Source organism: Pseudoalteromonas sp. Scap03 (assembly GCF_013393115.1).
Taxonomy (GTDB): Bacteria; Pseudomonadota; Gammaproteobacteria; order Enterobacterales; family Alteromonadaceae; genus Pseudoalteromonas.
Genome location: NZ_VDEU01000001.1, coordinates 1,018,027 through 1,039,845 on the forward strand (window position 1 = coordinate 1,018,027; position 21,819 = coordinate 1,039,845).

Sequence of the window (21,819 nt, forward strand, 5' to 3'; positions counted from 1 at the left end):
TAAAAGAGTAAGAGCTAAAACAACTGATAATGTAAAACCCCTATTTTTTTGGTTTCGTTGCGCTCAACCCAACAAAAAGGCCAGTTCGCTAACTTCATCACTTTTTCGGTAGTAGAGTGATTTTTCCAAACACATCAGCATCTATATAGCCAAGGTTGCGACTGCCGTTAACAGGCTGTACTTCATGTGAACCCATGAAGTGCTCACGAACTTTACTGCCGTCGTTATCGCAATATGCGAGCATAAAGCCGACTACTTGCTTTGGCGTTAATTTAAGCGGAGTGTTTTGTGCGCCTTGTTGGAAATCGTTTGGGTAGAGTTTTATCGCCACTTCCCACGTGATGTTATAGGGCGCAGTGGTATTGCGTTTCCAGTTACTAACTAAGTGGTCGGTATATAAATGCGCTTTTTTATCAGGCCCATAATCGGCAGCTTGGTTATCAAGGCCAATATGATAAGCAAATGCTGTATGGTTAAATTGGTGATTACCGCCAGATGCGTCACTATCTATAAACACTTCTAAGGCATCATCGTCCCAGTATTTATCCGTTGGATCTGGGTGAGTATCAATAAGCACATCATCACTAATGTCTGCTTGTAAATACAAGTAGTTTTCATCCCACAAAAGACGATAGCGACCTTTAAAATCCTTGTCTGAGTCTGGTAGGGTGCCGTCCATTAAGTATGGCATATTATGCCAAGTGGCTTTGTCCCATGCACTTTCAGAAACCCCATCAATAGTAATAGCTGTTGGTGTATGACTAACGTTAATAGCCATGAGTGGCTGGGTAAAAAGTAAGCTAAAAGCAAGTAGTGTTTTTTTCATTAGTCATCTCATCAATTAAGGATGATTTAGCTTGGCTTAAATAGCTATTAAAAACAATCTCGTAGTCTATTTTTATACTAACTGATTGTGCCTGCTATGCTGTCTTTTAATGCGAGCATTAATAAATGCGCACTTTCTCCAGACATTTTAAAAGGATTAAAATCAATGGAGCCTGAAAACTTGAGATTCAGTGATTCGGTTAGCTTAGATTGCGGTACATAGCCCATTGACCATTTTTCAAACTCTCTTTCAGGAATTTGGGTATAGTTGAGCATAATTACATTATGGTGACGTTTATCGTTTAATATTTGTTGGTAGGTATTATTTACAGCGGTTCTAGAGCCTTCCAGACATTGTAAAAAGTAATCATTGCTAAAACATAACATGCCGGTGACGTTTGTTTTTACATTATAGGTTCTAGCACTTTGTAAAATATTTTCTATATCTTCAGGCCCAAAATCACTACTTATTTTGCTGGCGTAAATAAGTCGTACAAGAAACATAAAACCTCCACACTGTTTAGTTAATTAAACATAGTTCAGCAGAGAGGTTATTACTAAGTTTGTAAATGACTGATTAAAGTTTAATACTCTCACCTTCATTTAAAATATGCAGGGGGATTTTCGAATCCATTTTTTTGTGCATATACAATAAACGCAGTAAGGCTGAATGGCTAGTGTGGTCGCCCATTTTCCATGATGAGTTACCGTATCCCCAAGGTATCATTATTTTACAGTTAAGTTCTTGTGCTGCTGTTAGAGCGTCTTCTGGGGTTGTATGAACGTAACGATACCATTTAGGGTTGTCTTCGCTGTAGTAAGAAGCTATAGGCATTAAGCACACATCAATATCGCCATATTTTTGCTGTATATCGCTGAAGTGTTTTGAATAGCCAGTGTCGCCTGCAAAAAATAAGGAGCTGCCATTTTGTTCAAGTAGCCAGCCATTCCATAAGTCTTTATCGTTGTCTTCGTAAATAAAGGGCACTAATACACGACTGCTAAAGTGATGAGCAGGCAAGGCATGGATAGCTAAATCGCCAATATTTGTTTTTGCATACCACGCCATTTCACTAATATTAAACCCGCCTGTGGGGAAGTTGTCGGCCATGCCTAGTGGTGTTAAGTAGCGAGGTTTATTACCGATCTCTTCTATATCTGCTTTATTAAAGTGATCGTAATGAATATGCGAGTACATCACAGCGTCTAAGTTTTTCAGTTCACTATCTGTGAGCCAATCGCCGGGCTGTCGGTAAAACCCAGAGGCTAGTCTAAATGCTAAATCTACAGGTGAGTCAAACTGCTCTTTTACAGGATCAATTAACACTTGCTGTCCGTTAGGCGTGCGGATCATAAACCCAGCATGTCCCAGCCAGCGTAAGCTAAAGCCTGTATTTAAATTCATAGGCTGTTGCTCACCAATAAATTGGCAGTTTTCGCTGTCTTTTTCGCATTGTAGTTTTGGGCTAGTTGGATAGCAGTTGCTTTCACAGGTAGTCGTGTAAGTTTTTTCCCCCGGGTAGAGGTTATGAAAGCGTCCTTCTCGCTCGCCATCTTTATGTAGCGGGGTAATGGTTTGCTCCCCTGCAATAACTTCAACATGATTAGCTGTTTGGCAGGCGCTGAGCATTGTGCATGCAAGTATTAGGGTGATAGCTTTAAACTTCATTTTACTGTTCTAATTATTATTATTTTGTAAAAGTATAACAACAACAGCGGATTAACGAAGAGCTTAAAGGTAACAAAAAGTAACAATAAAAAAGCCTACAATTTAGTAGGCTTATTAAACGGACTTATAGTAATTAGCCCACGGTATTCATTTGCTCAATAAATTTATTTGAGTCTTCAATCGACTTATTCATGTCATTCATGAGTAACTGAATATCACGCTTAAGGTTAGTAAACTCACCTTTTATAGCGGCTACCGCTTGTGCGTTTAAGTTATGTTTTAAGTAAAGCACGTTATCTTGTAAAGACGATAATACTGGCTCCATTTTGCTCTCAGCGCTGCGCATTGAGCGAAGTAATTGGCTAAATTGGCGCTGAGTTGCAGCTAGTTTTTTACTGCTTTGACGCTTAAGTGAGGCGCTTTTGTATTGCTCTAACTCATCGCTCCACTCATCAAACAACGCATCAGCAACATCTTCTACTTTATTTATGTTACTTGATACTTCATTTGCCGCCGCTAAGCTCGACTCGTAATCGTCATTAAGTTGATTGTAAGCGTCTTGCAACTCACCACCATCGAAATTAATTAAAGTAGTTAGACGCTCGAGTGCTGATTGAAATTCTTCTTGCGACTCTTGTTGTGAGTCTTTCGTTTCTTCAACGCGATCAATAAGGATGTCACGTTTATGGACACCTACTTTTTCCATTGCCGAATAATAAGCCGACTGACAACCTGAAAGCATCAGCATTAACGAGAGTATGGCTGTCCCTAATAATGTTTGTTTTTTCATCTGAATTCCTATTTACGAGTGTTAATGCTGTAAATTATGGCCTTGATTGTTATTATAATCAAAAGCTCACCAACAAAGTTAATTGTATGAATGATAAGCTCTCTCATTATAAACAGCAAGTTAAGGTGTTTCTAAAACAGCAACCAGGCTGGTGGATGCAATATTTCAATCGCTGTATAGACGATCAAATAACCATTAATGCAGGGTATTTAGCATACGTTACCTTGTTGTCGTTGGTTCCGTTGATAGCGGTGGGTGTGGCAATCTTCTCTGCTTTTCCGGGGTTTGAATCGACCCGTTTAGCCATTGAAAGTTTTTTATTTACTAACTTTGTGCCGACTTCTTCCGATGTTATTAAAGAGCATATTAGCTCGTTTGCTGGTAATGCTAATCAAATGACGGCGGTAGGTATTGGTTTTTTGGCAGCCATTGCCTTGCTACTTATTCGTAATGTAGATGCCACACTAAACCGTATTTGGCGAGTAAAGAAAAAACGCCCAATGATGATATCCTTTGCTGTGTATTGGATGGTACTGAGCTTGGGACCTGTACTACTGGGTGCGAGTATTGGTGTCACCTCTTATATTGTGTCACTAGTGTCGTTTGCTGATCAGGGGATCCCTGGGTTTAGTGGTTTTTTATTAAAACTACTCCCTTATGCTATTTCTATGGCAGGTTTTATCATGCTGTATACCTTAGTGCCGAATACACGAGTTTCATTTAGGGCCGCTATTCCTGGTGCACTGTTTGCTGCAATGTTATTTGAGTTAACCAAAAAAGGCTTTGCTTTATACATTAGCCATTTTCCATCATACGAAGTGATTTATGGTGCGGTAGCAACCATTCCTATTTTGTTTGTATGGGTATACTTGTCGTGGGTAGTCGTGCTACTAGGTGCTGAATTTACTGTGTGTATTAACATGCAACATTACAATAAAAAAGAGCAACAAGCAGAGGGTAGTGAATAAATGCAAGGACTAATTCAACGGGTAACACACGCTAACGTAGCAATAGAAAAACAGGTTGTTGGCGAAATAAAGCAAGGTATTGTATTACTGCTTGGTGTTGAAAAAGAAGATGATGAGCGTGTTGCTGATAAACTATTGCACAAAGTCAGTAATTATCGAATTTTTAGTGATGAAAACGATAAAATGAACCTCAGTCTTAAAGACATACAAGGCGAGCTATTAGTCATATCGCAATTTACACTTGCAGCTAATACCAAAAAAGGCATGCGTCCTAGTTTTTCATCGGCAGCCACACCAGATCAAGCGCAAGCATTATATAATTACTTTGTTGAGCAGGCTAAATTACTCGGTATAAAGGTCGCTACCGGTGTATTTGCAGCCGATATGCAGGTTAGTTTATCTAACGACGGTCCGGTTACCTTTAATTTAACCGCTTAAAGTGTTTTTTCTACAACCACAATGTGATTCACAAATCCGGTGATCTTTTTAATACTAACGGCTCCCCCAAACACGCGCTTAAGCACAAGTTGTAGCTGCGTAAGTTGGGAGCTATGTTGCGATAAAAAGTTAATAAATAAGATGCCCCGCTGAGCAAGCGCCTCATAAATTGTTTGATAAAAACATAAATCAAATAAGAATCTAGGGGCGTCTAGTTCACTAAATAAATCTAAAATAATCCAATCTATATTCACCGCTGACTTTAAAACTGTTTGTGCGTCTTCACAGTAAATTTGGCCCTGTTCATTAAGGGCAAAAAAATCTTGATAACAGTCAATTATATGAGGGTTTTTTTCTACTGAAGTCAGCTGTACTCGAGGGTACTGTTTTAACAGGTAGTTGCGTATAGCACCACCACCTAAACCGAGCTCAAGTATTTTTTTAGGCGCTGGTCGTTGCTGCCAAACCGTTGCTAAATAGGCAAGGTGAGGAAACAGTAATACTTGTGGGCTCCGGGTTAAAATAACTGATTGCAAGGTGTTGTTAATAAGTAGCCAGCGCAGTTGTTGATGCTCTCGAACTTGTATATTTATGCCATGTTGATTATGCCAATAAAGTAACTGGCCTAGCGATGAACTATGCTCAATAAAGTGCCTGCTGATCAGGCCACTGCTATCATGGATATATTTATTCATGGTATTGAGCATAAACCAGCAGGGGCAAAGCGCAATCGATTTTGTCATTAATTTTTTACAGTCATTTATAGGAAACCAAAGTCGTATTTGCAGTTTTACCCAGATCGAGTATGGTGTTTTTCACAAAATGCACAGCGTAATATTTTTACATTTTTAATTTATGGAGTCTGTATGTTTCAAGTGAGCACCCCTCAAAGTAGTGAAGACTGGCAAGCCTATTATCAATTACGCTGGCAAGTTTTACGTGCACCATGGGGCGAACCTCGTGGTTCTGAGCAAGACGATTTAGAGCAAGAAGCTGAACACCGCTTTATTAAAAATAAAGCAGGTGAAGTACTGGGTGTGGCGCGTTTGCACTTTAATAATCAGCAACAAGCTCAAGTGCGTTATATGGCGGTTGCAGAGGGTAACCGGAATCAACATATTGGCAGCCGCTTATTGCATGAACTCGAAAAAATAGCGTGGAATCAAGATGCTGATGAATTAGTGCTGTTTGCACGTGAACGTGCCCTGGAATTTTATCAGCGCCATGGCTACGAAAACAAAGAAAAGGCGCATTTAGCCTATGGTGATGTTCAACATTATAAAATGGTTAAGCTTAAGCCGAGTGAGCCAGGTTGGTTTCGTCACCCTAATTGGACTCAAGTACTGCAAAATACATGGCGTGAATCAATCCCTATTAGTGATGCAATGGGGATAAAAGTAGAAAGCTACACCGATTGGCAATTTACTACTCGTGCAGATTTAAATGCTAACTTAAACTTACACAACACCATGTTTGCAGGCTCTATTTATAGCCTAGCTACACTAACGGGTTGGGGAGCAACGTACTTAGCATTAAAAGAAGCCGGACTTGAGGGTAATATAGTGTTAGCCGATGCTAATATTAAATACTTAAAACCACTTAATACCGACCCTAAAGGCTGTGTTGATATTCAAACCTGTAAAGGTAACTTAATAGAGTTACAAGAGGCGGGTAAGGCGAGCTATTTAGTGCCAGTAACCATTTTTGATGGTGATCAAATAGTTGCTCAGTTTGAAGGGCAGTTTGTGGTTAAAAAGTAATAAGAATAAACGAAAAAGCCAAGCGAGTTGCTTGGCTTTTTTATTAGCGGTTATTACAGTAAGTCAGTCAGTAATATACCGACACCAAAGCGTTCAATATCGGCGTTATAGTCTATTAAACTCTCACCATAGCCATTAAAGTACTGCGCATAGCCGCGTACTCTTCCCCATAGAGGGAATGACCAATCAAGCTGAATTGCCCCGCGGTTATCTGAATTTAAATTATTACGAGTCATAAAACTAAATTCATGATCGTGAAAGCGATACGCGCCACCAAATTCAAAGTAACCCATGTATTTATAGATATCAGGGTTATCGTCACCTCGTGCATCTAACGGCGCAGGCTTTTCATTTTCAGGAATGCGGTACCAAGGCTTAAAGCTGAATACAAAGCCGTCATTTTCCCAAATGAAATCGGCATATATACGGTTCCAAGAACGCGAGTTTGGTTGACTGCGGCCATTTGATTGGTGCGAAATACCAATGGCTATTGCCATTTCATCGCCCCATAAAACGTTTTCAGGGTCTAAGTAATTAATCCAGAAAATTTCTGGTTCGTAATTAGTTTCACGAAAAGGAGATGAAATATCGTCGTTATATACTTGCCAGTATGACTGCAGTGTAAAGCCAAAAAATATAGCTTGGTCTGAGTCGGCAAACTCATCATACAAAGGTACTTTAATTGATAACTGATATTTAGCTTCTAGGTTATCGAGAGGGTCGCCATCTTTTTTATCGGTTAATTCTGCAAATCCATCAAACGGGCGAGTGTTTGGGTTAGACATATATGAAACCGGTAAAATATAATTACGTTTATGCGGCGTAATTACATTACGATTCTTTTTGCCAACCGCTTCACGGGCTTGGCGTTTATCGATAGCTGTTAGCTGCTTGCTTTCTTCAACTGCAGAGCATTTTTCGCGCAATTGATCGAGGGTTTGCTTACCGTCCCCACCGATCACTTCATTTAATATACATTGTTTAACCAGCTCAAGTTCATTGTTTTGCTCGTTTTTTGCTGTTTCTTCAGCAATAACAGCAGTACTTAGTAATGTTGAGAGAAGTATCCAGTGGCGCCAACTCATTGTAATTCCTTTGTAAGTGAGAGAAGTAACAGATTTGTGGTAATTATAACGCATTTTTAACACATATACGGTGAACTTGCCCTGAACTTTAATAAAGCAAAAAGAAAAGCGACCTAAGTCGCTTTTACTGGATAACTAGCTAATAGCTTGCTAGTTAGACTCTCACGCAATGAGAAGGGGTGAGCTAAAGCTCAAAAACGTTTGTAAAAAACTTATAAAGCTCAGTGCCTTGGTTCACACTAGCTGAGGCAAAATGCAATATCGCAATCGCATCAAGATCAAAGCTTAATGTTTGCAGTGGTTGTTCGCTTAGGTAGCGTTCCATTCGCAGTATTTTAGCTATAGGTTCGCCCGCTTTAATGTGCCCACCAAGAGGGGCTAAGTATTCAACCATGCCACCCATAGGTGCATAGTAAGCAATATAATCATTTAGTTGGCAGCCATACCTTGTCATCACCTTTGGCTTGTAGGAGGCATCAACAAATACTTTCTTATGATTTAAATAACTTAAAATACTATTGGCATCGTCTAGTGCAGCGCTTAAATCTATTTTTTCTTGGCTTCCTAGCTCTACCGTAAAGGCTTCAACTTGTACGTTAAAATTTCGGCCTTGCTGAGCAAGTTGCTCGCTAAGTTGCCACCATGGACAAAAGCTCGCTTCATCCATTGCCCCATCAAAGTCATTAGGGATCACTAGCACATGGGGAATATTAAAGTAACGGGCACTTTCTGTGGCATATTCAGGACAATATAAGTGCTGACTAGAAATAGGGCCAGTGTGTAAATCTAAAACAATATCAGCCTGATGCGCTAGTCTTTGTAAGTTTAGCGCTATGCGTTTACCGGTTGTTAAACGATAGTCTGGGCCATTAAGTTGCTGCTCAACATCATTAATTAACGCGGTTTTAAATGCTGTTTTTAGAGCTGTATCGTCAGCGTCGCAGTATTGCTTTGCAAACTGTGATGCAAGCTGATTATTACAGTGATACATACGATTCCAATTAGTCCCCGTAATAGGATCGAATCGGCCAAGCGTAAATTCGCCCGATTTTTGATTACAGCCAATGGGGTTAGCGTAGGGAACTAAGGTAATGTCACCTTTTAAATTAAGGTTTTTTAGCTGTTCAAGTAGCTGATAAATAACCGCGTTACCTTGTACTTCGGCGCCATGCATATTAGCTTGTATATACACACTTGGGCCTGTGCCATCGCCCTTTAAACGATAGACAGAAATAGTCAGTGGTAGGCCATTTGCCACTTCACCAACTACAATATTTTCCTGGCTTATAGCTGTGGTGTTATTCATTTTTATTACCTCAAGTAGTGGCTTGCATCTTCTGCTTGGCGAATACAGTTGATTTCGCCATGGTGTATAACATATTCACCGGCCAGTTCATGGCACAAAAAGTACGGCATACTTTCGGTAAAACCATAAGCACCGCATTGACTAAACACCAGCCAGTCGTGTTCATCTAAATCGCCCGGTAATTGGTGCTCCCCTAAGCAATCCAGCGCGGTACATAATGGCCCATATAGGCTCATTGCTTGGTTTGCTGCGTTTGAATCACGTAATAAACGCGCAGGAAAGTCTTGATTAGTAACCGCAGGGCGCAATAAGTGATTAATACCGCCGCTCATAATTACCTGCTGTTGGCCGTAGTTTAATTTGCGCTCAACCACCGGTGTGGCGTAGTGGCCGCATTCGCCTACAGCATAGCGACCTAGTTCCATCCACAGCTCTTTAACACCCGCATCGCGTTTAATCTTTGCAAGGGCTGCTATTAATGCATCCCAGCTTAAAGTCGGGTCATTAAGGGTGTAAGGAATACCTAAACCGCCACCTAAATCTAAAATATTCAGATTTATATTTAAGTTATTAGCAAGGACTGTAAGTGGTGTAATCATTTGCGACCACAGATCTGCAAGTTTGTCGCTGCTGAGCATGTTACCCCACTGAAAAATATGTAGGCCATCAAAGCTCAATGCTGTGTAGTCTTTAGTATTTAGCGATTGCCATTCATCGCACCCTAAGCCAAATGGAGTAAGGCTATCACCACCAAGTGGGTTTTTATCACCCTCGGGCCAGCGTAATTGAACACGCAGTAATACTTGCAACTGGCACTGCTGGGCATTGGCTTGTTCGTTTAACCAACGCACCTGATTAAGACTTTCTGCCACAAAGGTGCGTACGCCACGTGCAATAAAATGTTTAATTTGTTTTGGGCTTTTAGCAGGGCCCGTGTTGAGCACGCGCTCGCTGTTAATTCCTTGGGCAAGTACTTGCTCAAGTTCGCCTTTACTTGCAACATCAAAGTTAAAACCAGCGTTATCTAAACTTTGTATCACTTTAGATAGGGGATTGGCTTTAACCGCATACCAAAGCTTTACTTCGGTTTGCGCCACTAAGTGCGCAAGGTGCGCATCTAGTGAGTCGAGGTCGTAGACAAAAAATGGAGTATCGAGTTTACTCGAAAGCTCATCAATAGCGCTTTTAACGGGCGTGCTCAAAAAGGTCATTAACGTAAAACCTCTTCAAGCAATAATGACGCGTCACTTTGCTCGTCCCGGTATTTAACAATTAAGGCACACGACATACTCAAGCCTTGAGCACGCGCCCAGTCGTTTGACGCAGGGCGAGAGCCTGGGATCACAATCGCGTATTCAGGGATTGCTTCGCCTTTATCAAGCTGACGCTCATTAACGCAGTCATAAACAGGGATGGTTGCAGATAAGCGAACACCTGGGGCTAGTACCGCGCCTTTTTTAACTACCACGCCTTCAACAATCACACAGCCTGCACCAATGAATGCATCGTCTTCTATGACCACAGGGCTTGCGCCAATGGGCTCAAGTACCCCGCCTAATTGTACCGCGGCGCTCAAATGAACATTTTTACCCACTTGCGCACATGAGCCAACCAATGCGTGGCTATCTACCATAGTGCCCTCGTCAATAAAGGCGCCAATATTTACGTACGCAGGTGGCATAATAATAGTGCCTTTGGCAATATGTGCACCACGGCGCACACTTGAACCACCTGGCACCATGCGAACGCCTGCTGTGGCTTCAAAGCATTGCGGCGCTAGATTATGTTTATCTACAAAGCCACCAGGAAACTCCATGTTAGTGCCGTTTTTAAATGCCTCTAAAATGCCTTGCTTTACTTCTACGTTAGCGTGCCATTGGCCGTTTTCGTCTTGTGTTGCTGCGCGAACTGCGCCCGTTTCTAAATTATTTAATAGTTCTAACCAGCTCATTATAAAAACCTGTATTTAATGCCAAGATAAAATGGTGTTGTTTGCCGATGAAATGTCATCTGTGTGTGTCAGCTCAAGGTGTGTTAAAGGTGGACGTAAATGCGGACTGCTAATACGCCCTTGTAAATGCATTAACACTTTGACTGGGATAGGGTTTGCTACTGAAAATAAACTATTGATAGCGCTAGACCATTGGACAAAAAGATTAGGATGTTGGCCGCTTAAACTGCGCTTTACAAACTCATGGGTTTGCACTGGCCATGCATTGGCTGCAACCGACACTAAACCTTTTGCACCTGCTTGGGCAAAATAAGGCATGAGGGCATCGTCACCACTAAAAATGGCTAGTTCAGGCGCTGCTTGTCGATAGGCTTCAAATTGAGAAATACAGCCACTGGCTTCTTTGAGTGCCCATAAATTTTTATGTTGTTTGAGGTTTTCAATGGTTGCAATGGGAATGCTAACCGCACTACGTCCTGGTACGTTATAAAGCATACAAGGATGAGAACTGGCATTGAGCAGGCTTTCAAACCAATGGGTTTGCCCCACTGCACCGGGTTTGGCGTACAAAGGCGAGCCAAGTAAAAAACCATGAATAGGCAGTTGGTTGCAGTAGTTAACCCATTCAAGCTGCTGCTTTAAGTTACTACCACCGACTGCGACCATAAGCGGGACGCTCGGCTCTAATTGGCAGACATGCTCTACGATGGCTTGCTGCTCTTTTAGGGTCAGGGCTAACCCTTCGCCAGTGCTACCAAGTAATAAAATGCCGTTGTTAGCGGCTTCTTGTTCGGCCACCAAGGTGTCTAAGGTTGCGTAATCAACTAGGCCATTTTGATCAAATGGGGTGATCAGCGCAGTCCATAAATGGAAATTGTTAATATTGAAGTTGTTGATCATCTCTCACGAACTTATAGGGCATTCGTCGAGTTATTGGCGGGTATTTAGGGTGCCTGACTCTTTGAATGTATTTATAATTCGAAGAGCGAATGGGCTTAAATAATAGGGCGCACGGCCTTATTATACTAAGACCAGAAGCTCTCCACCAAATATGTTATTGGTGACAGTCGCTAGGATTCAACCTAGTCGCCCGAAGTAACCTTTCACAAAAAAGTGTTACCTCTCGGCGTTAATTCCCCTCACGTATGCTCAATGGAGTTTGCGCTCCTAACATACGCTACCTGAATAACGCACCTCTTCCAGCCCTTTGCACTTGCTATTGAAAAATCAATCAACAAATACAATGTAATAGGGTAAGTGTGGCGATTAAACCACTTTAGCCGTCTAGGTGTCAAGTGACTAAATACAGAATAGTTCATCGATAATAGCAACGGTTACGTATTGGCTGCTTTTCTCGTAAACTAGTTTCATGGTCGAAGTAAGGTATTAAGCAGATGGAAAAATTTAGCGATATTTATAAGCGTGCAGTGGAGCGAAAGGGCTCTGAAAAAATGCTTAAATTGTTACTCTCAAAACCTTTATCAACAAAGCAACTCGTCACATTAAGTGATGATGATTGGCTAGAAGAATTTACTCGGAAAGTTTTTCAAAGTGGTTTTTATTGGTCGGTGATCAACAGTAAGTGGGCCGGATTTAGAGAGGTTTTCTGGGATTTCAGTGTTGAAAAATTATTGATGATGCCACCAGACATTTTAGAACAAAAAGCCAGTGACGAACGGATTGTGCGCAATTATAAAAAAGTAAAAACCATTACTGATAATGCGTATATGATCCACGAAGTTGCAGAGCAACACGGCAGCTTTAGTGAGTTTATTGCTAACTGGCCAAGTGAAGATATTATTGGCTTGTGGGCGTATTTAAAAAAGCATGGTGCGAGGCTGGGTGGTAATACCGGCCCTTATGCGCTGCGCGCCTTAGGAAAAGATACTTTTTTACTTTCAAGAGACGTAGAAAGCTATTTGCGTGCACATAAAATTATAGATGGTGGATTGCAAACTAAAAAGTCACTAAGTGCGGCGCAGGCATTCTTTAATGAACTGCAGCAGCAAAGCGGCTTAAGCATGCAAGAGCTAAGCTTAATTGTCGCTTATGGTGTCGGCGACAATCGCGTAGGTATCAGCCAAAAACAATAGGATTAAACATGAAATTAGTGCCAAGGTATACCGACATTGGTGAGGGGTTTGCAATTAGCGATCATCCAGCCAAGGTGACAGCGCCACAGTTATTGTTATGGAATGAGCCCTTAGCCGAACAATTTAATATACAAGTGAATGCCGATTCTCGGGCAAATATATTCAGTGGAAATGAACCTCAAGCAGTTTCTGCAGTTGCATTAGGGTATTCGGGTCATCAGTTTGGTCATTTTTCTCCACGCTTAGGAGACGGCCGAGCGCATTTACTTGGCGCGATTAGTGATGATAAAAACCAGCTTTGGGATGTGCAATTAAAAGGCGCTGGCGCTACGCCATTCTCGCGTGGTGGAGATGGGCGCTGTGCATTAGGTCCCGCCATTCGCGAGTACGTAATGAGCGAAGCAATGCATGCGCTTGGCATTCCAACAACGCGTTGTTTAGCCGTGGTTGGTAGTGGTGAAACTGTTTATCGTAACCCACCTCAACCTGGCGCTATTGTAACGCGACTCGCGAGTAGCCATATTCGAGTAGGCTCATTTCAATATTTAGCTACCCAAGGCGATTTGACCAGTCTAAAAAACTTAGCCGATTTAGCCATTCAAAGACATTACCCTGAAATTAACAGCACTGGCGCCCAGCGATACTTGGATTTTTTAGCCGCAGTGATAACCAATCAAGTTAACTTAATCGTAAGTTGGATGAGGGTGGGGTTTATTCATGGGGTAATGAATACCGACAACACCTTAATTAGTGGTGAAACCATAGATTACGGTCCATGTGCCATGATGAACCAGTTTGATTTTGATACCGTGTTTAGCTCTATTGATAAGCAAGGGCGTTACGCATTTGGTAATCAGCCAAACATGGCGAGTTGGAACTGTGCTCGCTTAGCAGAGAGTCTAATGGCACTAATAAGTGACGACGATGAGCAAGCCGTAGCAAGGCTGACACCTATCATTGCAGACTTTTCGACCCAATTTAATCAGCAATTTAGCGCTATGTGGGCACAAAAGTTAGGGCTAACAATAGCTGATGCTAAAGATAATGAGCTGGTGGGAGAGTTGCTAGGGTTATTAAAAGAATACCAGCTTGATTATACCAATACTTTTAATGCGTTAACTGAGTCGTTAAATGGGCAAGCTGAAATACCATCAGTACTCGCCTCTTGGGCGCAGAAATGGCAAACACGAACTAATGAGCACAGCTATCAAGTGATGCGACAAGCCAATCCGGGTGTGATTCCTCGTAATCATATTATTGAAGAGATTATTTCTCAGTACACTACGCATGGGGATAGTGAGCTACTCAGTCGTTTTAGCAAAGTGATGTCGAGCCCTTACACAAGCAATATGCAAGCTACAGAGTTTCAAACGCCGCCCGAAGATGATAAGAATTATCGTACTTTTTGTGGTACTTAAGTGTTGCTTTTTGCATTTGAAAATGAATATAAAAGGTCATTTTTTACCACGGCGATGTTCATTCATAGAGCAAACTATGAGCGGGTGATACCATGATACCTATAAAGGCCAGTGATCGTATGGGGTTTAAAGCGATTGTTTGCTTTTTGAACTAGTCTTTGTTCAGTAACATTTTTTATGGGCTAGTTTTATTATCCTAGATATTGGAAAAATATATTTGCGTTAAGTATTGATTAACAAAGGCTCAGTTACTGTATAGGTAAGTTAGAAGGGCTAGCAATGCTTAGCTACATTTTTAGTTGTTAAAATGGGAAGAAAACAATGAAATTGAAATCACTTACAATTGCCATTGCGTTAGCTGCAACTAGCGCATCAACTTTTGCTGCCGAACAAGAAGGTTTTTACATCGGTGCGTTCGGTGACTACTACGATGCTTCGTGGAAAAACATGCGTGATCAAGCTGGCCTTGACGTTAATGAGTCAACAGGTTGGGGTGCTGAATTAGGTTACCGCTTTAATGATTACTGGAGCGCGCGTTTAGAATACGCAGACCTAGACTTCAATGCACATGATAAAGTACTTAACAACCGCAACGATATTGACGGCGAACGTTACGGTATTGATGCGCTTTACCACTTTGGCGGCGGTCCTTTTTACGGTTTATTCGGTTTGAAAGATATTGATGTTGTTGATGACAACACGTTTGTAAATGCAGGTGTAGGTTACCGACACTTTGTTACAGACAACTTCTTTGTAAATGCTGAAACCAGTGTTTACCAAGGTTTAGATAAAGGCTACACAGATGTTGGCGCAAAGTTAGGTATTAACTACTTCTTTGGCCAGAAATCAGCACCAGTAGCACCAGTTGAACCTGCTCCTGAGCCTGTAGTTGAAGCTGCAGTAGTTGCTCCTCTAGATAGTGACAACGACGGCGTGATTGATGCTAATGACAAATGCGCCAACACACCAGTAACAGATGCAGTTGATAGTGACGGGTGCACTTTATACGAAGAGTCTAAAGTAACTACTAAGCTATTAGTCACTTTCCCACATGACTCAGCCATTGTTAAACAAAGATATTTTGATGATATAGCTGCGGTATCAAAATTCATGAAAGAGTATACAGATACAACTGTACTACTTGAGGGTCATGCTTCAGCAGTGGGTGATGCTGGCTACAATAAAAAGCTTTCTCAAAAGCGTGCCGACGATGTTGCCGATGAGTTAGTAAAAGATGGTATTTCAAGAGAGCGTATCAGTACAATAGGTTATGGTGAGGAGCGTCTTGTAAATAAAGCGAATACGGCAGAAGCACACGCAGAAAATCGCCGTGTTGAAGCGCATATATCAACCGTTGAGCGCGTAAAAGTTAAACGTAAATAGTACTACTACTTTACAAATAACCCAGCTTAGGCTGGGTTTTTTTATGGCTGTTAATAAGTATTCATGAAAGTTGATTTTATGAAATCCACTATTCATATTATTAATAATCGGTATAACTAGCTGCCTAAGTGGATGGATTTTAATCTATGCATAAAAGCTTTATAATCGAGCGTTAGAATACTATAAGTATTGGGTTATGGTTTGTTTTATAAACACTTCCGAATACTTTCACGTCACCAAGAGGGCAATACTGTGCTACAAGAATATCGTAAACACGTAGAAGAACGTGCCGCGTTAGGTATCGTACCAGCGCCATTAGATGCTCAGCAAACGGCTGATCTTATTGAGCTAATTAAAACCCCACCTGCAGGTGAAGAAGAGTTCGTACTAGAACTACTAATCAATCGTGTACCGCCGGGTGTTGATGATGCAGCCTATATTAAAGCTGGTTTTTTAGCGGCTGTTGCTAAAGGTGAAGCCGTTTCTCCACTTATCTCTAAAGAAAAAGCAGCTGAATTGCTAGGTACTATGCTTGGTGGCTACAATATCGCGCCAATGGTTGACCTACTTGATGACGAAGCGTTAGCGCCAATCGTAGTTAAGGGCCTTTCAAACACATTATTAATGTTTGATGCGTTTTACGATGTAGAAGAAAAAGCAAAAGCAGGTAATACATACGCCAAACAAATCATTGAGTCTTGGGCTGCCGCAGAATGGTTTACTAATAAGCCAGCTGTTGCTGAAAAGATCTCGGTTACTGTATTTAAAGTCACTGGTGAGACAAACACTGATGACTTATCGCCAGCCCCAGATGCATGGTCACGTCCTGATATTCCACTTCACGCACTAGCGATGCTTAAAACAGAACGTGATGGCATTAACCCTGATAAAAACGGTGAAGTAGGTCCAGTTACCCAGCTCGAAGAATTAAAAACTAAAGGCTTACCACTTGCTTACGTAGGTGATGTTGTTGGTACGGGATCTTCACGTAAATCAGCAACTAACTCTGTGCTTTGGTTTATGGGTGTTGATATCCCATTTGTACCAAATAAGCGCGTAGGTGGTGTCTGTTTAGGTAATAAGATTGCGCCTATTTTCTTTAATACAATGGAAGACTCGGGTGCATTACCAATCGAATTAAATGTTGATGAATTCAACATGGGTGACCAAATCGACATTTACCCTTATGAAGGGGTTGTTAAACGTCACGGTACTGATGACGTGATCTCTACGTTCACACTTAAATCAGACGTCATTCTTGATGAGGTTCGTGCTGGTGGTCGTATTCCACTGATCATTGGTCGCGGTCTTACAGACAAAGCACGTACATCACTGGGTTTAGGTGCAACTGACGTATTTAAAGTACCAGCAGTTACTGAAGTGTCAGATAAAGGCTTTACGCTTGCGCAAAAAATGGTGGGTAAAGCATGTAATGTTGCCGGTATTCGCCCAGGCCAATACTGTGAACCAAAAATGACTACGGTTGGCTCGCAAGATACCACCGGTCCTATGACACGTGATGAGCTTAAAGACTTAGCCTGTTTAGGCTTCTCTGCAGATTTAACCATGCAGTCTTTCTGTCATACATCGGCTTACCCTAAACCAATTGACGTAAATACGCATCATACACTTCCTGATTTCATCATGAACCGTGGCGGTGTATCGCTTCGTCCTGGTGATGGTGTAATTCACTCATGGTTGAACCGTATGTTATTACCAGACACCGTAGGTACCGGTGGTGATTCACATACGCGTTTCCCATTAGGTATTTCATTCCCAGCGGGTTCAGGTGCGGTCGCATTTGCAGCAGCAACAGGTGTTATGCCACTTGATATGCCTGAATCGATTTTGGTTCGTTTTAAAGGTGAAATGCAGCCTGGTATCACGTTGCGTGACCTCGTTCATGCCATCCCTTACTACGGTATTAAAGAAGGGCTATTAACGGTTGAGAAGAAAGGTAAAATCAACGAGTTCTCTGGTCGTATACTAGAAATTGAAGGAGTTGAGCACTTAACTGTTGAGCAAGCATTTGAACTATCAGATGCATCAGCAGAGCGCTCAGCAGCAGGTTGTACTGTTAAGCTTTCTAAAGAGTCGATCAGCGAATACCTTGAGTCTAACATTGTTATGCTTAAGTGGATGATTTCTGAGGGTTACGGCGATGTTCGTACGATTGAGCGCCGCATTACAGCAATGCAAGAATGGCTAGCTAACCCAGAACTAATGGAAGCGGACAAAGATGCAGAGTACAAGCATGTGCTTGAAATCGACTTAGCTGACATTAAAGAGCCAGTACTGTGTGCGCCAAATGACCCTGATGATGCGCGTTTACTATCTGACGTAACAGGCGAGAAAATTGATGAGGTATTCATCGGTTCTTGTATGACTAACATTGGTCACTTCCGCGCCGCGGGTAAATTACTCGATGGTTTTACAGGTCGTATCCCAACACAGCTTTGGGTTGCACCACCAACGAAGATGGACAAAGACCAGCTTACGGACGAAGGTTACTACGGTATCTTTGGTCGTGTTGGAGCACGTATTGAAACGCCTGGGTGTTCACTGTGTATGGGTAACCAAGCACGTGTTGCAGATAAAGCAACTGTTGTGTCTACCTCAACACGTAATTTCCCTAACCGTTTAGGTACAGGCGCAAATGTGTTCTTAGCTTCAGCAGAGCTGGCAGCAGTAGCGGCAATTTTAGGTAAATTACCTACTCCGGCTGAGTACCAAGAATATGCAGCGAAAATCAATGCAACGGCAGCAGATACCTACCGTTACTTGAACTTCCACCGTATGCCTCAGTACACTAAAAAAGCAGACAACGTAATTATTCAGCAAGCTGTATAATTAATAGAGTTTGAATGAAAAGCCCGCTTCGGCGGGTTTTTTATCGTTTAAATTTAATTTGGATTATTCATGCTTTAATAATCTTATATTGAATTAAATTTAATTATTATTTGCTTTTGAGTTGGATAATAAAGCAAAAAATCCTCGCTATATGCATTAAAATCCCTGCCAATATTATCATTATTATAAGCAGGATTTTATGACCGCATTAAACAACCAGAATTTACTGCAACTTCGTTTTATTAACCAAGCCAACATTGATTTGGTTAAGCCTTCTTTTGATAACTTACCTGCAAACCCATATGCAGATGGTGCGTTTCGCAAACGCCGTTATTCAGTAGTTAAACTACAAAATGATGAGCTCAACCTTCAAGCGACTAAAGCGTTTGTGCAAGACGATTCAATTAATACCTTTCAAGGTAATGTTGAACGTACTTACGAAAATTTAGAGCAAAGCTTGCTTGAGTCTGAGGGTATGAAAAATATTGTTAGCGAATTTTGTGCGATTACCGGTATTGATGCAGATCGTGATATTGAAATTCACCAATTTAGAATGCTTGCGATTGATAGCGACACGCCAGCAGCCCCTGAAGGTGTGCATCAAGACGGGTTTGACCATGTATGCGTATGTGGTGTTTCTCATGAAAATTTAGAAGGCGGTGAGCTATTGGTTTATGAAAACCAACAAGCAGAACCGTGTTTTAAAATGGAAATAAAAGACGGCATGTTTGCACTAATTAATGATCGTCAGGTATGGCATAACGCCACGCCAATGAACAAAATTGATGCCAATAAACCAGGTTACCTGGATTGTTTTGTACTAACTGCTTAAGAGAAATAAAATGAATTTAATGCAATTGCGCGCGCAATTTCCCGCTTTAATGCAAACGGTTGATGGCAAGTCACCGGTGTTTTTAGATGGACCAGGTGGCTCACAAGTACCACAACCGGTACTCAGTGCCATGACTGCTTATTTAGGGCATTATAATTCAAACTTGGGCGGTGCGTTTTTCTCAAGTGACAAAACGGTTGAACTGATGGCTAATGCGCGTCAAGCGGCGGCTGATTTGTTAAATGCCCCTAGTGCACAAAATATTGTATTTGGCCCTAATATGACCAGCCTTACGTTTAGCTTCAGCCGCGCGATTTCACGCAGTTGGCAAGCAGGCGATGAAATTATTGTGACCAATGCAGATCATTTTTCAAATGTATCGTCTTGGCAGCAAGCCGCTGAAGATAAAGGTGCAGTGGTTAACACAGCGCTAATTAACGAAGCTGATTGCAGTTTAGATATGGCGCATTTTGAAAGCTTATTAAACGCTAACACTAAATTAGTTGCGGTTACGTATGCATCAAATACCACAGGCTCTATTAACGATATTAAACGCATTATAGAGCTTGCTCACAATGTCGGTGCATTGGTGTATGTTGATGCTGTGCATTATGCCCCTCATGAACTAATCGATGTGCAAGCATTAGATTGCGATTTTTTAGCGTGTTCTGCATATAAGTTTTTTGGCCCGCACTTAGGTATGGTATACGGTAAAGCTTCGCATTTAGAAGGGTTTACACCTTATAAAGTAGAGCCAGCAAAAGATGTTGCTCCAGGTCGCTGGGAAACTGGCACACAAAGTTTTGAAGCACTAGCGGGCTTTATTGCGGGTGTTGATTACATTGCGGCAATTAGCGAACTTGATGACAGTCACTCACGCCGTGAAAAACTACGTGTTGCGTTTGAAAAAACGAAACAACACGAGATGGCGCTTAGTGAATACTTTTTAACACGTCTGGTTAATTACCCGCGTATTAAATTGTTTGGTATTGATGACTTAGCACGTTTAAGTGAGCGAACTCCTACGTTTGCACTGACCTTTGAAGGGTTAGAGCCTCGCCAAGTGTCTGAATTTTTGGGTAAACAACATGTATGTGTATGGGATGGTAATTTCTACGCCCAAGGTTTATGCAAACAACTGGGTGTGCTTGATAAGGGTGGCGTAGTGCGCATTGGTTGCATGCACTACAACACCCTAGAAGAAATGGACACGCTATTTAATTTGTTTGATGAGCTGCTAGGCTAAACCCTTATTTGTTAAGCGTTTTTTAAAGCCATAAGTAAAAATTACTTATGGCTTTTTTATTGGCTGATTACTTAGCTTTGCGGCGTTCCATATATTTGCTCTGCTCGATTGAACAAAACCCATGAGGTTAAAATATACTTATCATTTGATACTGGCTTATTGCCTCTATGTGTATGCGTGAAATATCCTGGAGCAACCACCATACTGCCTTTTTTAGGGGCTATTTTACGATTTTGATAATAAAACTCGGTTTCTCCGCCTTCTTCAACATCATTTAAATAAAACATAAATAACAATACCCGATGCAGGGCTTCATTATGTTGTAACTGCGGATACACCTCACTATGCCAATACGGGTAGCCCCCTTTATTGACCTCATATTTTTGTGCTTGAATATTACCGAGCCTAAAAATTTGCTGCACCAATAAAGGAAGTTGTGGTTTACCTACTTCGTCATAATTGGCATGAGTCAAATCTACCGGCTGACCTGTTTTTGGGTGATACACTTTTAAGCCAAATGCCCCAATCATCATAAAAATATGTTCTTCAATGTATTTAAAAACAAACTGTGCAGTGGTTTGTTGAATATGTTTTAATTGTTCTGCGTACTCAGGATGATTGTTTAAGTGCAGGTCGTGGCTATCTTTTTTATTAAGATCAACGCCACCCGATGTCATCCCTTGTTTAATATGCGGGCTTTGAGAAAAGGTAGTGATAAAGTTATCACAAAAGTCACTGCTGAGCGCGTTGTCATACACGCGGATAAAGTCCGTCATGAGTTACCTGTTTAATTATTATGGATTATTATGTTTACTGAAAAAGTGATGCCGCGCTTTAGCGAAACGGATGCACTCGGACACATCAACAATACCGTACTCCCAGTTTGGTTTGAAGCAGCCCGAGTACCTATTTTTAAATTTTTTACCCCTGATCTTAATCCTCACAATTGGAAGTTAATTATTGCTAAGGTTGAAGTGTCGTTTGTCGGCGAGCTATTTTATGCTCATGAGGTGACAATTAACACCAGCATAGAGCAGATTGGTAATAGCTCATTTGTGATCCGCCAAGAAGCCTGGCAGCAAGATAAGTGCTGTGCAATTGGTAAAACTGTCATGGTGCGATACGACTTTGCCAGCAAAACAAAGCAAACGCTTTCGGCTGATGAAAAAGCCGCATTAACACAGCACCTTGTTGCCACGAGTTAA

General features: G+C 41.5%; 21 protein-coding genes and 1 riboswitch. Of the genes, 10 read left to right on the plus strand and 11 right to left on the minus strand.

Annotation, left to right across the window (positions count from 1 at the left end):
- Nucleotides 1-97: 97 nt before the first annotated feature.
- The 4 genes from FHG08_RS04635 to FHG08_RS04650 all read right to left on the minus strand — a co-directional run bounded on the left by FHG08_RS04635 (nt 98) and on the right by FHG08_RS04650 (nt 3,284).
- Entirely contained in the window at nt 98-826 is a 729-nt protein-coding gene (locus tag FHG08_RS04635) for a CBM9 family sugar-binding protein (RefSeq protein ID WP_178954604.1), read from the minus strand.
- 77 nt (nt 827-903) lie between these two features.
- Nucleotides 904-1,329 (minus strand): BLUF domain-containing protein, encoded by a 426-nt coding sequence (locus FHG08_RS04640; RefSeq protein WP_138606719.1) that lies wholly within the window; start codon nt 1,327-1,329, stop codon nt 904-906.
- 73 nt (nt 1,330-1,402) lie between these two features.
- Nucleotides 1,403-2,494, minus strand: coding sequence for an MBL fold metallo-hydrolase (locus tag FHG08_RS04645; RefSeq protein ID WP_178954606.1), 1,092 nt, complete (start codon nt 2,492-2,494; stop codon nt 1,403-1,405).
- A gap of 133 nt (nt 2,495-2,627) precedes the next feature.
- The gene (locus FHG08_RS04650) at nt 2,628-3,284 is read right to left on the minus strand and encodes a DUF2959 domain-containing protein (RefSeq protein WP_138606715.1); all 657 of its coding nucleotides are present in this window, start codon (nt 3,282-3,284) and stop codon (nt 2,628-2,630) included.
- An 86-nt stretch (nt 3,285-3,370) separates the two neighbouring features.
- Between FHG08_RS04650 and FHG08_RS04655 the strand changes: the two genes are divergently transcribed.
- Together FHG08_RS04655 and dtd are read left to right on the plus strand one after the other, a co-directional pair.
- Nucleotides 3,371-4,252: a virulence factor BrkB family protein gene (locus tag FHG08_RS04655; protein WP_138606713.1), complete on the plus strand. Its 882-nt coding sequence runs from the start codon at nt 3,371-3,373 to the stop codon at nt 4,250-4,252.
- Entirely contained in the window at nt 4,253-4,690 is a 438-nt protein-coding gene (gene dtd / locus FHG08_RS04660; RefSeq protein WP_178954608.1) for a D-aminoacyl-tRNA deacylase, read from the plus strand.
- Here the strand turns inward: dtd and FHG08_RS04665 are convergent.
- Nucleotides 4,687-5,433, minus strand: a complete 747-nt coding sequence (locus FHG08_RS04665; RefSeq protein WP_178954610.1) for a spermidine synthase — start codon at nt 5,431-5,433, stop codon at nt 4,687-4,689. The two genes, dtd and FHG08_RS04665, sit on opposite strands and share 4 nt — an antisense overlap.
- Before the next feature lie 123 nt (nt 5,434-5,556).
- On the opposite strand from FHG08_RS04665, the gene FHG08_RS04670 reads away from it, so the two are divergent.
- Nucleotides 5,557-6,450 (plus strand): bifunctional GNAT family N-acetyltransferase/hotdog fold thioesterase, encoded by an 894-nt coding sequence (locus tag FHG08_RS04670; RefSeq protein WP_138606709.1) that lies wholly within the window; start codon nt 5,557-5,559, stop codon nt 6,448-6,450.
- Nucleotides 6,451-6,503: 53 nt separating this feature from the next.
- Here FHG08_RS04670 and FHG08_RS04675 read toward each other — a convergent pair whose 3' ends face one another.
- From FHG08_RS04675 to dapA, 5 genes are all read right to left on the minus strand, one after another.
- Entirely contained in the window at nt 6,504-7,535 is a 1,032-nt protein-coding gene (locus FHG08_RS04675; protein ID WP_055012465.1) for a phospholipase A, read from the minus strand.
- 184 nt (nt 7,536-7,719) lie between these two features.
- On the minus strand, nt 7,720-8,841 hold the full coding sequence (locus tag FHG08_RS04680) for a succinylglutamate desuccinylase/aspartoacylase family protein (RefSeq protein ID WP_178954612.1): 1,122 nt from the start codon (nt 8,839-8,841) through the stop codon (nt 7,720-7,722).
- Between the two features lie 5 nt (nt 8,842-8,846).
- Nucleotides 8,847-10,052 (minus strand): PLP-dependent decarboxylase, encoded by a 1,206-nt coding sequence (locus tag FHG08_RS04685; RefSeq protein WP_178954614.1) that lies wholly within the window; start codon nt 10,050-10,052, stop codon nt 8,847-8,849.
- A complete protein-coding gene (locus tag FHG08_RS04690; RefSeq protein ID WP_178954616.1) occupies nt 10,052-10,792 on the minus strand; it encodes a 2,3,4,5-tetrahydropyridine-2,6-dicarboxylate N-succinyltransferase in 741 nt (246 codons plus the stop codon). Before FHG08_RS04690 ends, FHG08_RS04685 begins: the two co-directional genes overlap by 1 nt.
- 15 nt (nt 10,793-10,807) lie before the next feature.
- Nucleotides 10,808-11,692, minus strand: coding sequence for a 4-hydroxy-tetrahydrodipicolinate synthase (gene dapA, locus FHG08_RS04695; RefSeq protein ID WP_178954618.1), 885 nt, complete (start codon nt 11,690-11,692; stop codon nt 10,808-10,810).
- 127 nt (nt 11,693-11,819) lie between these two features.
- Nucleotides 11,820-11,999, minus strand: a riboswitch (Lysine riboswitch).
- Nucleotides 12,000-12,186: 187 nt separating this feature from the next.
- On the opposite strand from dapA, the gene FHG08_RS04700 reads away from it, so the two are divergent.
- The 6 genes from FHG08_RS04700 to FHG08_RS04725 all read left to right on the plus strand — a co-directional run bounded on the left by FHG08_RS04700 (nt 12,187) and on the right by FHG08_RS04725 (nt 20,614).
- The gene (locus tag FHG08_RS04700; RefSeq protein ID WP_178954620.1) at nt 12,187-12,885 is read left to right on the plus strand and encodes a DNA-3-methyladenine glycosylase I; all 699 of its coding nucleotides are present in this window, start codon (nt 12,187-12,189) and stop codon (nt 12,883-12,885) included.
- Nucleotides 12,886-12,893: 8 nt separating this feature from the next.
- Nucleotides 12,894-14,303: a YdiU family protein gene (locus tag FHG08_RS04705; protein ID WP_178954621.1), complete on the plus strand. Its 1,410-nt coding sequence runs from the start codon at nt 12,894-12,896 to the stop codon at nt 14,301-14,303.
- Nucleotides 14,304-14,624: 321 nt separating this feature from the next.
- A complete protein-coding gene (locus tag FHG08_RS04710) occupies nt 14,625-15,686 on the plus strand; it encodes an OmpA family protein (protein WP_138606695.1) in 1,062 nt (353 codons plus the stop codon).
- A 252-nt stretch (nt 15,687-15,938) separates the two neighbouring features.
- The gene (acnB, locus tag FHG08_RS04715; RefSeq protein WP_178954623.1) at nt 15,939-18,536 is read left to right on the plus strand and encodes a bifunctional aconitate hydratase 2/2-methylisocitrate dehydratase; all 2,598 of its coding nucleotides are present in this window, start codon (nt 15,939-15,941) and stop codon (nt 18,534-18,536) included.
- A 199-nt stretch (nt 18,537-18,735) separates the two neighbouring features.
- Nucleotides 18,736-19,368, plus strand: coding sequence for a 2OG-Fe dioxygenase family protein (locus tag FHG08_RS04720; RefSeq protein ID WP_178954625.1), 633 nt, complete (start codon nt 18,736-18,738; stop codon nt 19,366-19,368).
- Nucleotides 19,369-19,378: 10 nt separating this feature from the next.
- Complete coding sequence (locus FHG08_RS04725; protein ID WP_178954627.1) at nt 19,379-20,614, plus strand: cysteine desulfurase-like protein; 1,236 nt, start codon at nt 19,379-19,381, stop codon at nt 20,612-20,614.
- A 71-nt stretch (nt 20,615-20,685) separates the two neighbouring features.
- On the opposite strand, the gene FHG08_RS04730 is transcribed toward FHG08_RS04725, so the two are convergent.
- Nucleotides 20,686-21,390 carry a 2OG-Fe(II) oxygenase gene (locus tag FHG08_RS04730; protein WP_055012470.1) on the minus strand — a complete coding sequence of 235 codons (705 nt, stop codon included), beginning with the start codon at nt 21,388-21,390 and terminating at the stop codon, nt 20,686-20,688.
- 30 nt (nt 21,391-21,420) lie between these two features.
- Between FHG08_RS04730 and FHG08_RS04735 the strand changes: the two genes are divergently transcribed.
- On the plus strand, nt 21,421-21,819 hold the full coding sequence (locus tag FHG08_RS04735; protein ID WP_055012471.1) for a thioesterase family protein: 399 nt from the start codon (nt 21,421-21,423) through the stop codon (nt 21,817-21,819).

Excerpts from the sequence above, each read along its gene's own strand:
- FHG08_RS04640 (WP_138606719.1), bottom strand. The coding sequence starts at position 1,329 with ATGTTTCTTGTACGACTTATTTACGCCAGCAAAATAAGTAGTGATTTT.
- FHG08_RS04730 (WP_055012470.1), bottom strand. The coding sequence starts at position 21,390 with ATGACGGACTTTATCCGCGTGTATGACAACGCGCTCAGCAGTGACTTT.
- FHG08_RS04675 (WP_055012465.1), bottom strand. The coding sequence starts at position 7,535 with ATGAGTTGGCGCCACTGGATACTTCTCTCAACATTACTAAGTACTGCT.
- dtd (WP_178954608.1), top strand. The coding sequence starts at position 4,253 with ATGCAAGGACTAATTCAACGGGTAACACACGCTAACGTAGCAATAGAA.
- dapA (WP_178954618.1), bottom strand. The coding sequence starts at position 11,692 with ATGATCAACAACTTCAATATTAACAATTTCCATTTATGGACTGCGCTG.
- FHG08_RS04635 (WP_178954604.1), bottom strand. The coding sequence starts at position 826 with ATGAAAAAAACACTACTTGCTTTTAGCTTACTTTTTACCCAGCCACTC.
- FHG08_RS04690 (WP_178954616.1), bottom strand. The coding sequence starts at position 10,792 with ATGAGCTGGTTAGAACTATTAAATAATTTAGAAACGGGCGCAGTTCGC.
- FHG08_RS04735 (WP_055012471.1), top strand. The coding sequence starts at position 21,421 with ATGTTTACTGAAAAAGTGATGCCGCGCTTTAGCGAAACGGATGCACTC.
- FHG08_RS04665 (WP_178954610.1), bottom strand. The coding sequence starts at position 5,433 with ATGACAAAATCGATTGCGCTTTGCCCCTGCTGGTTTATGCTCAATACC.
- FHG08_RS04655 (WP_138606713.1), top strand. The coding sequence starts at position 3,371 with ATGAATGATAAGCTCTCTCATTATAAACAGCAAGTTAAGGTGTTTCTA.
- FHG08_RS04680 (WP_178954612.1), bottom strand. The coding sequence starts at position 8,841 with ATGAATAACACCACAGCTATAAGCCAGGAAAATATTGTAGTTGGTGAA.
- FHG08_RS04645 (WP_178954606.1), bottom strand. The coding sequence starts at position 2,494 with ATGAAGTTTAAAGCTATCACCCTAATACTTGCATGCACAATGCTCAGC.
- FHG08_RS04705 (WP_178954621.1), top strand. The coding sequence starts at position 12,894 with ATGAAATTAGTGCCAAGGTATACCGACATTGGTGAGGGGTTTGCAATT.
- FHG08_RS04720 (WP_178954625.1), top strand. The coding sequence starts at position 18,736 with ATGACCGCATTAAACAACCAGAATTTACTGCAACTTCGTTTTATTAAC.
- FHG08_RS04700 (WP_178954620.1), top strand. The coding sequence starts at position 12,187 with ATGGAAAAATTTAGCGATATTTATAAGCGTGCAGTGGAGCGAAAGGGC.
- FHG08_RS04685 (WP_178954614.1), bottom strand. The coding sequence starts at position 10,052 with ATGACCTTTTTGAGCACGCCCGTTAAAAGCGCTATTGATGAGCTTTCG.
- FHG08_RS04725 (WP_178954627.1), top strand. The coding sequence starts at position 19,379 with ATGAATTTAATGCAATTGCGCGCGCAATTTCCCGCTTTAATGCAAACG.
- FHG08_RS04650 (WP_138606715.1), bottom strand. The coding sequence starts at position 3,284 with ATGAAAAAACAAACATTATTAGGGACAGCCATACTCTCGTTAATGCTG.
- FHG08_RS04670 (WP_138606709.1), top strand. The coding sequence starts at position 5,557 with ATGTTTCAAGTGAGCACCCCTCAAAGTAGTGAAGACTGGCAAGCCTAT.
- FHG08_RS04710 (WP_138606695.1), top strand. The coding sequence starts at position 14,625 with ATGAAATTGAAATCACTTACAATTGCCATTGCGTTAGCTGCAACTAGC.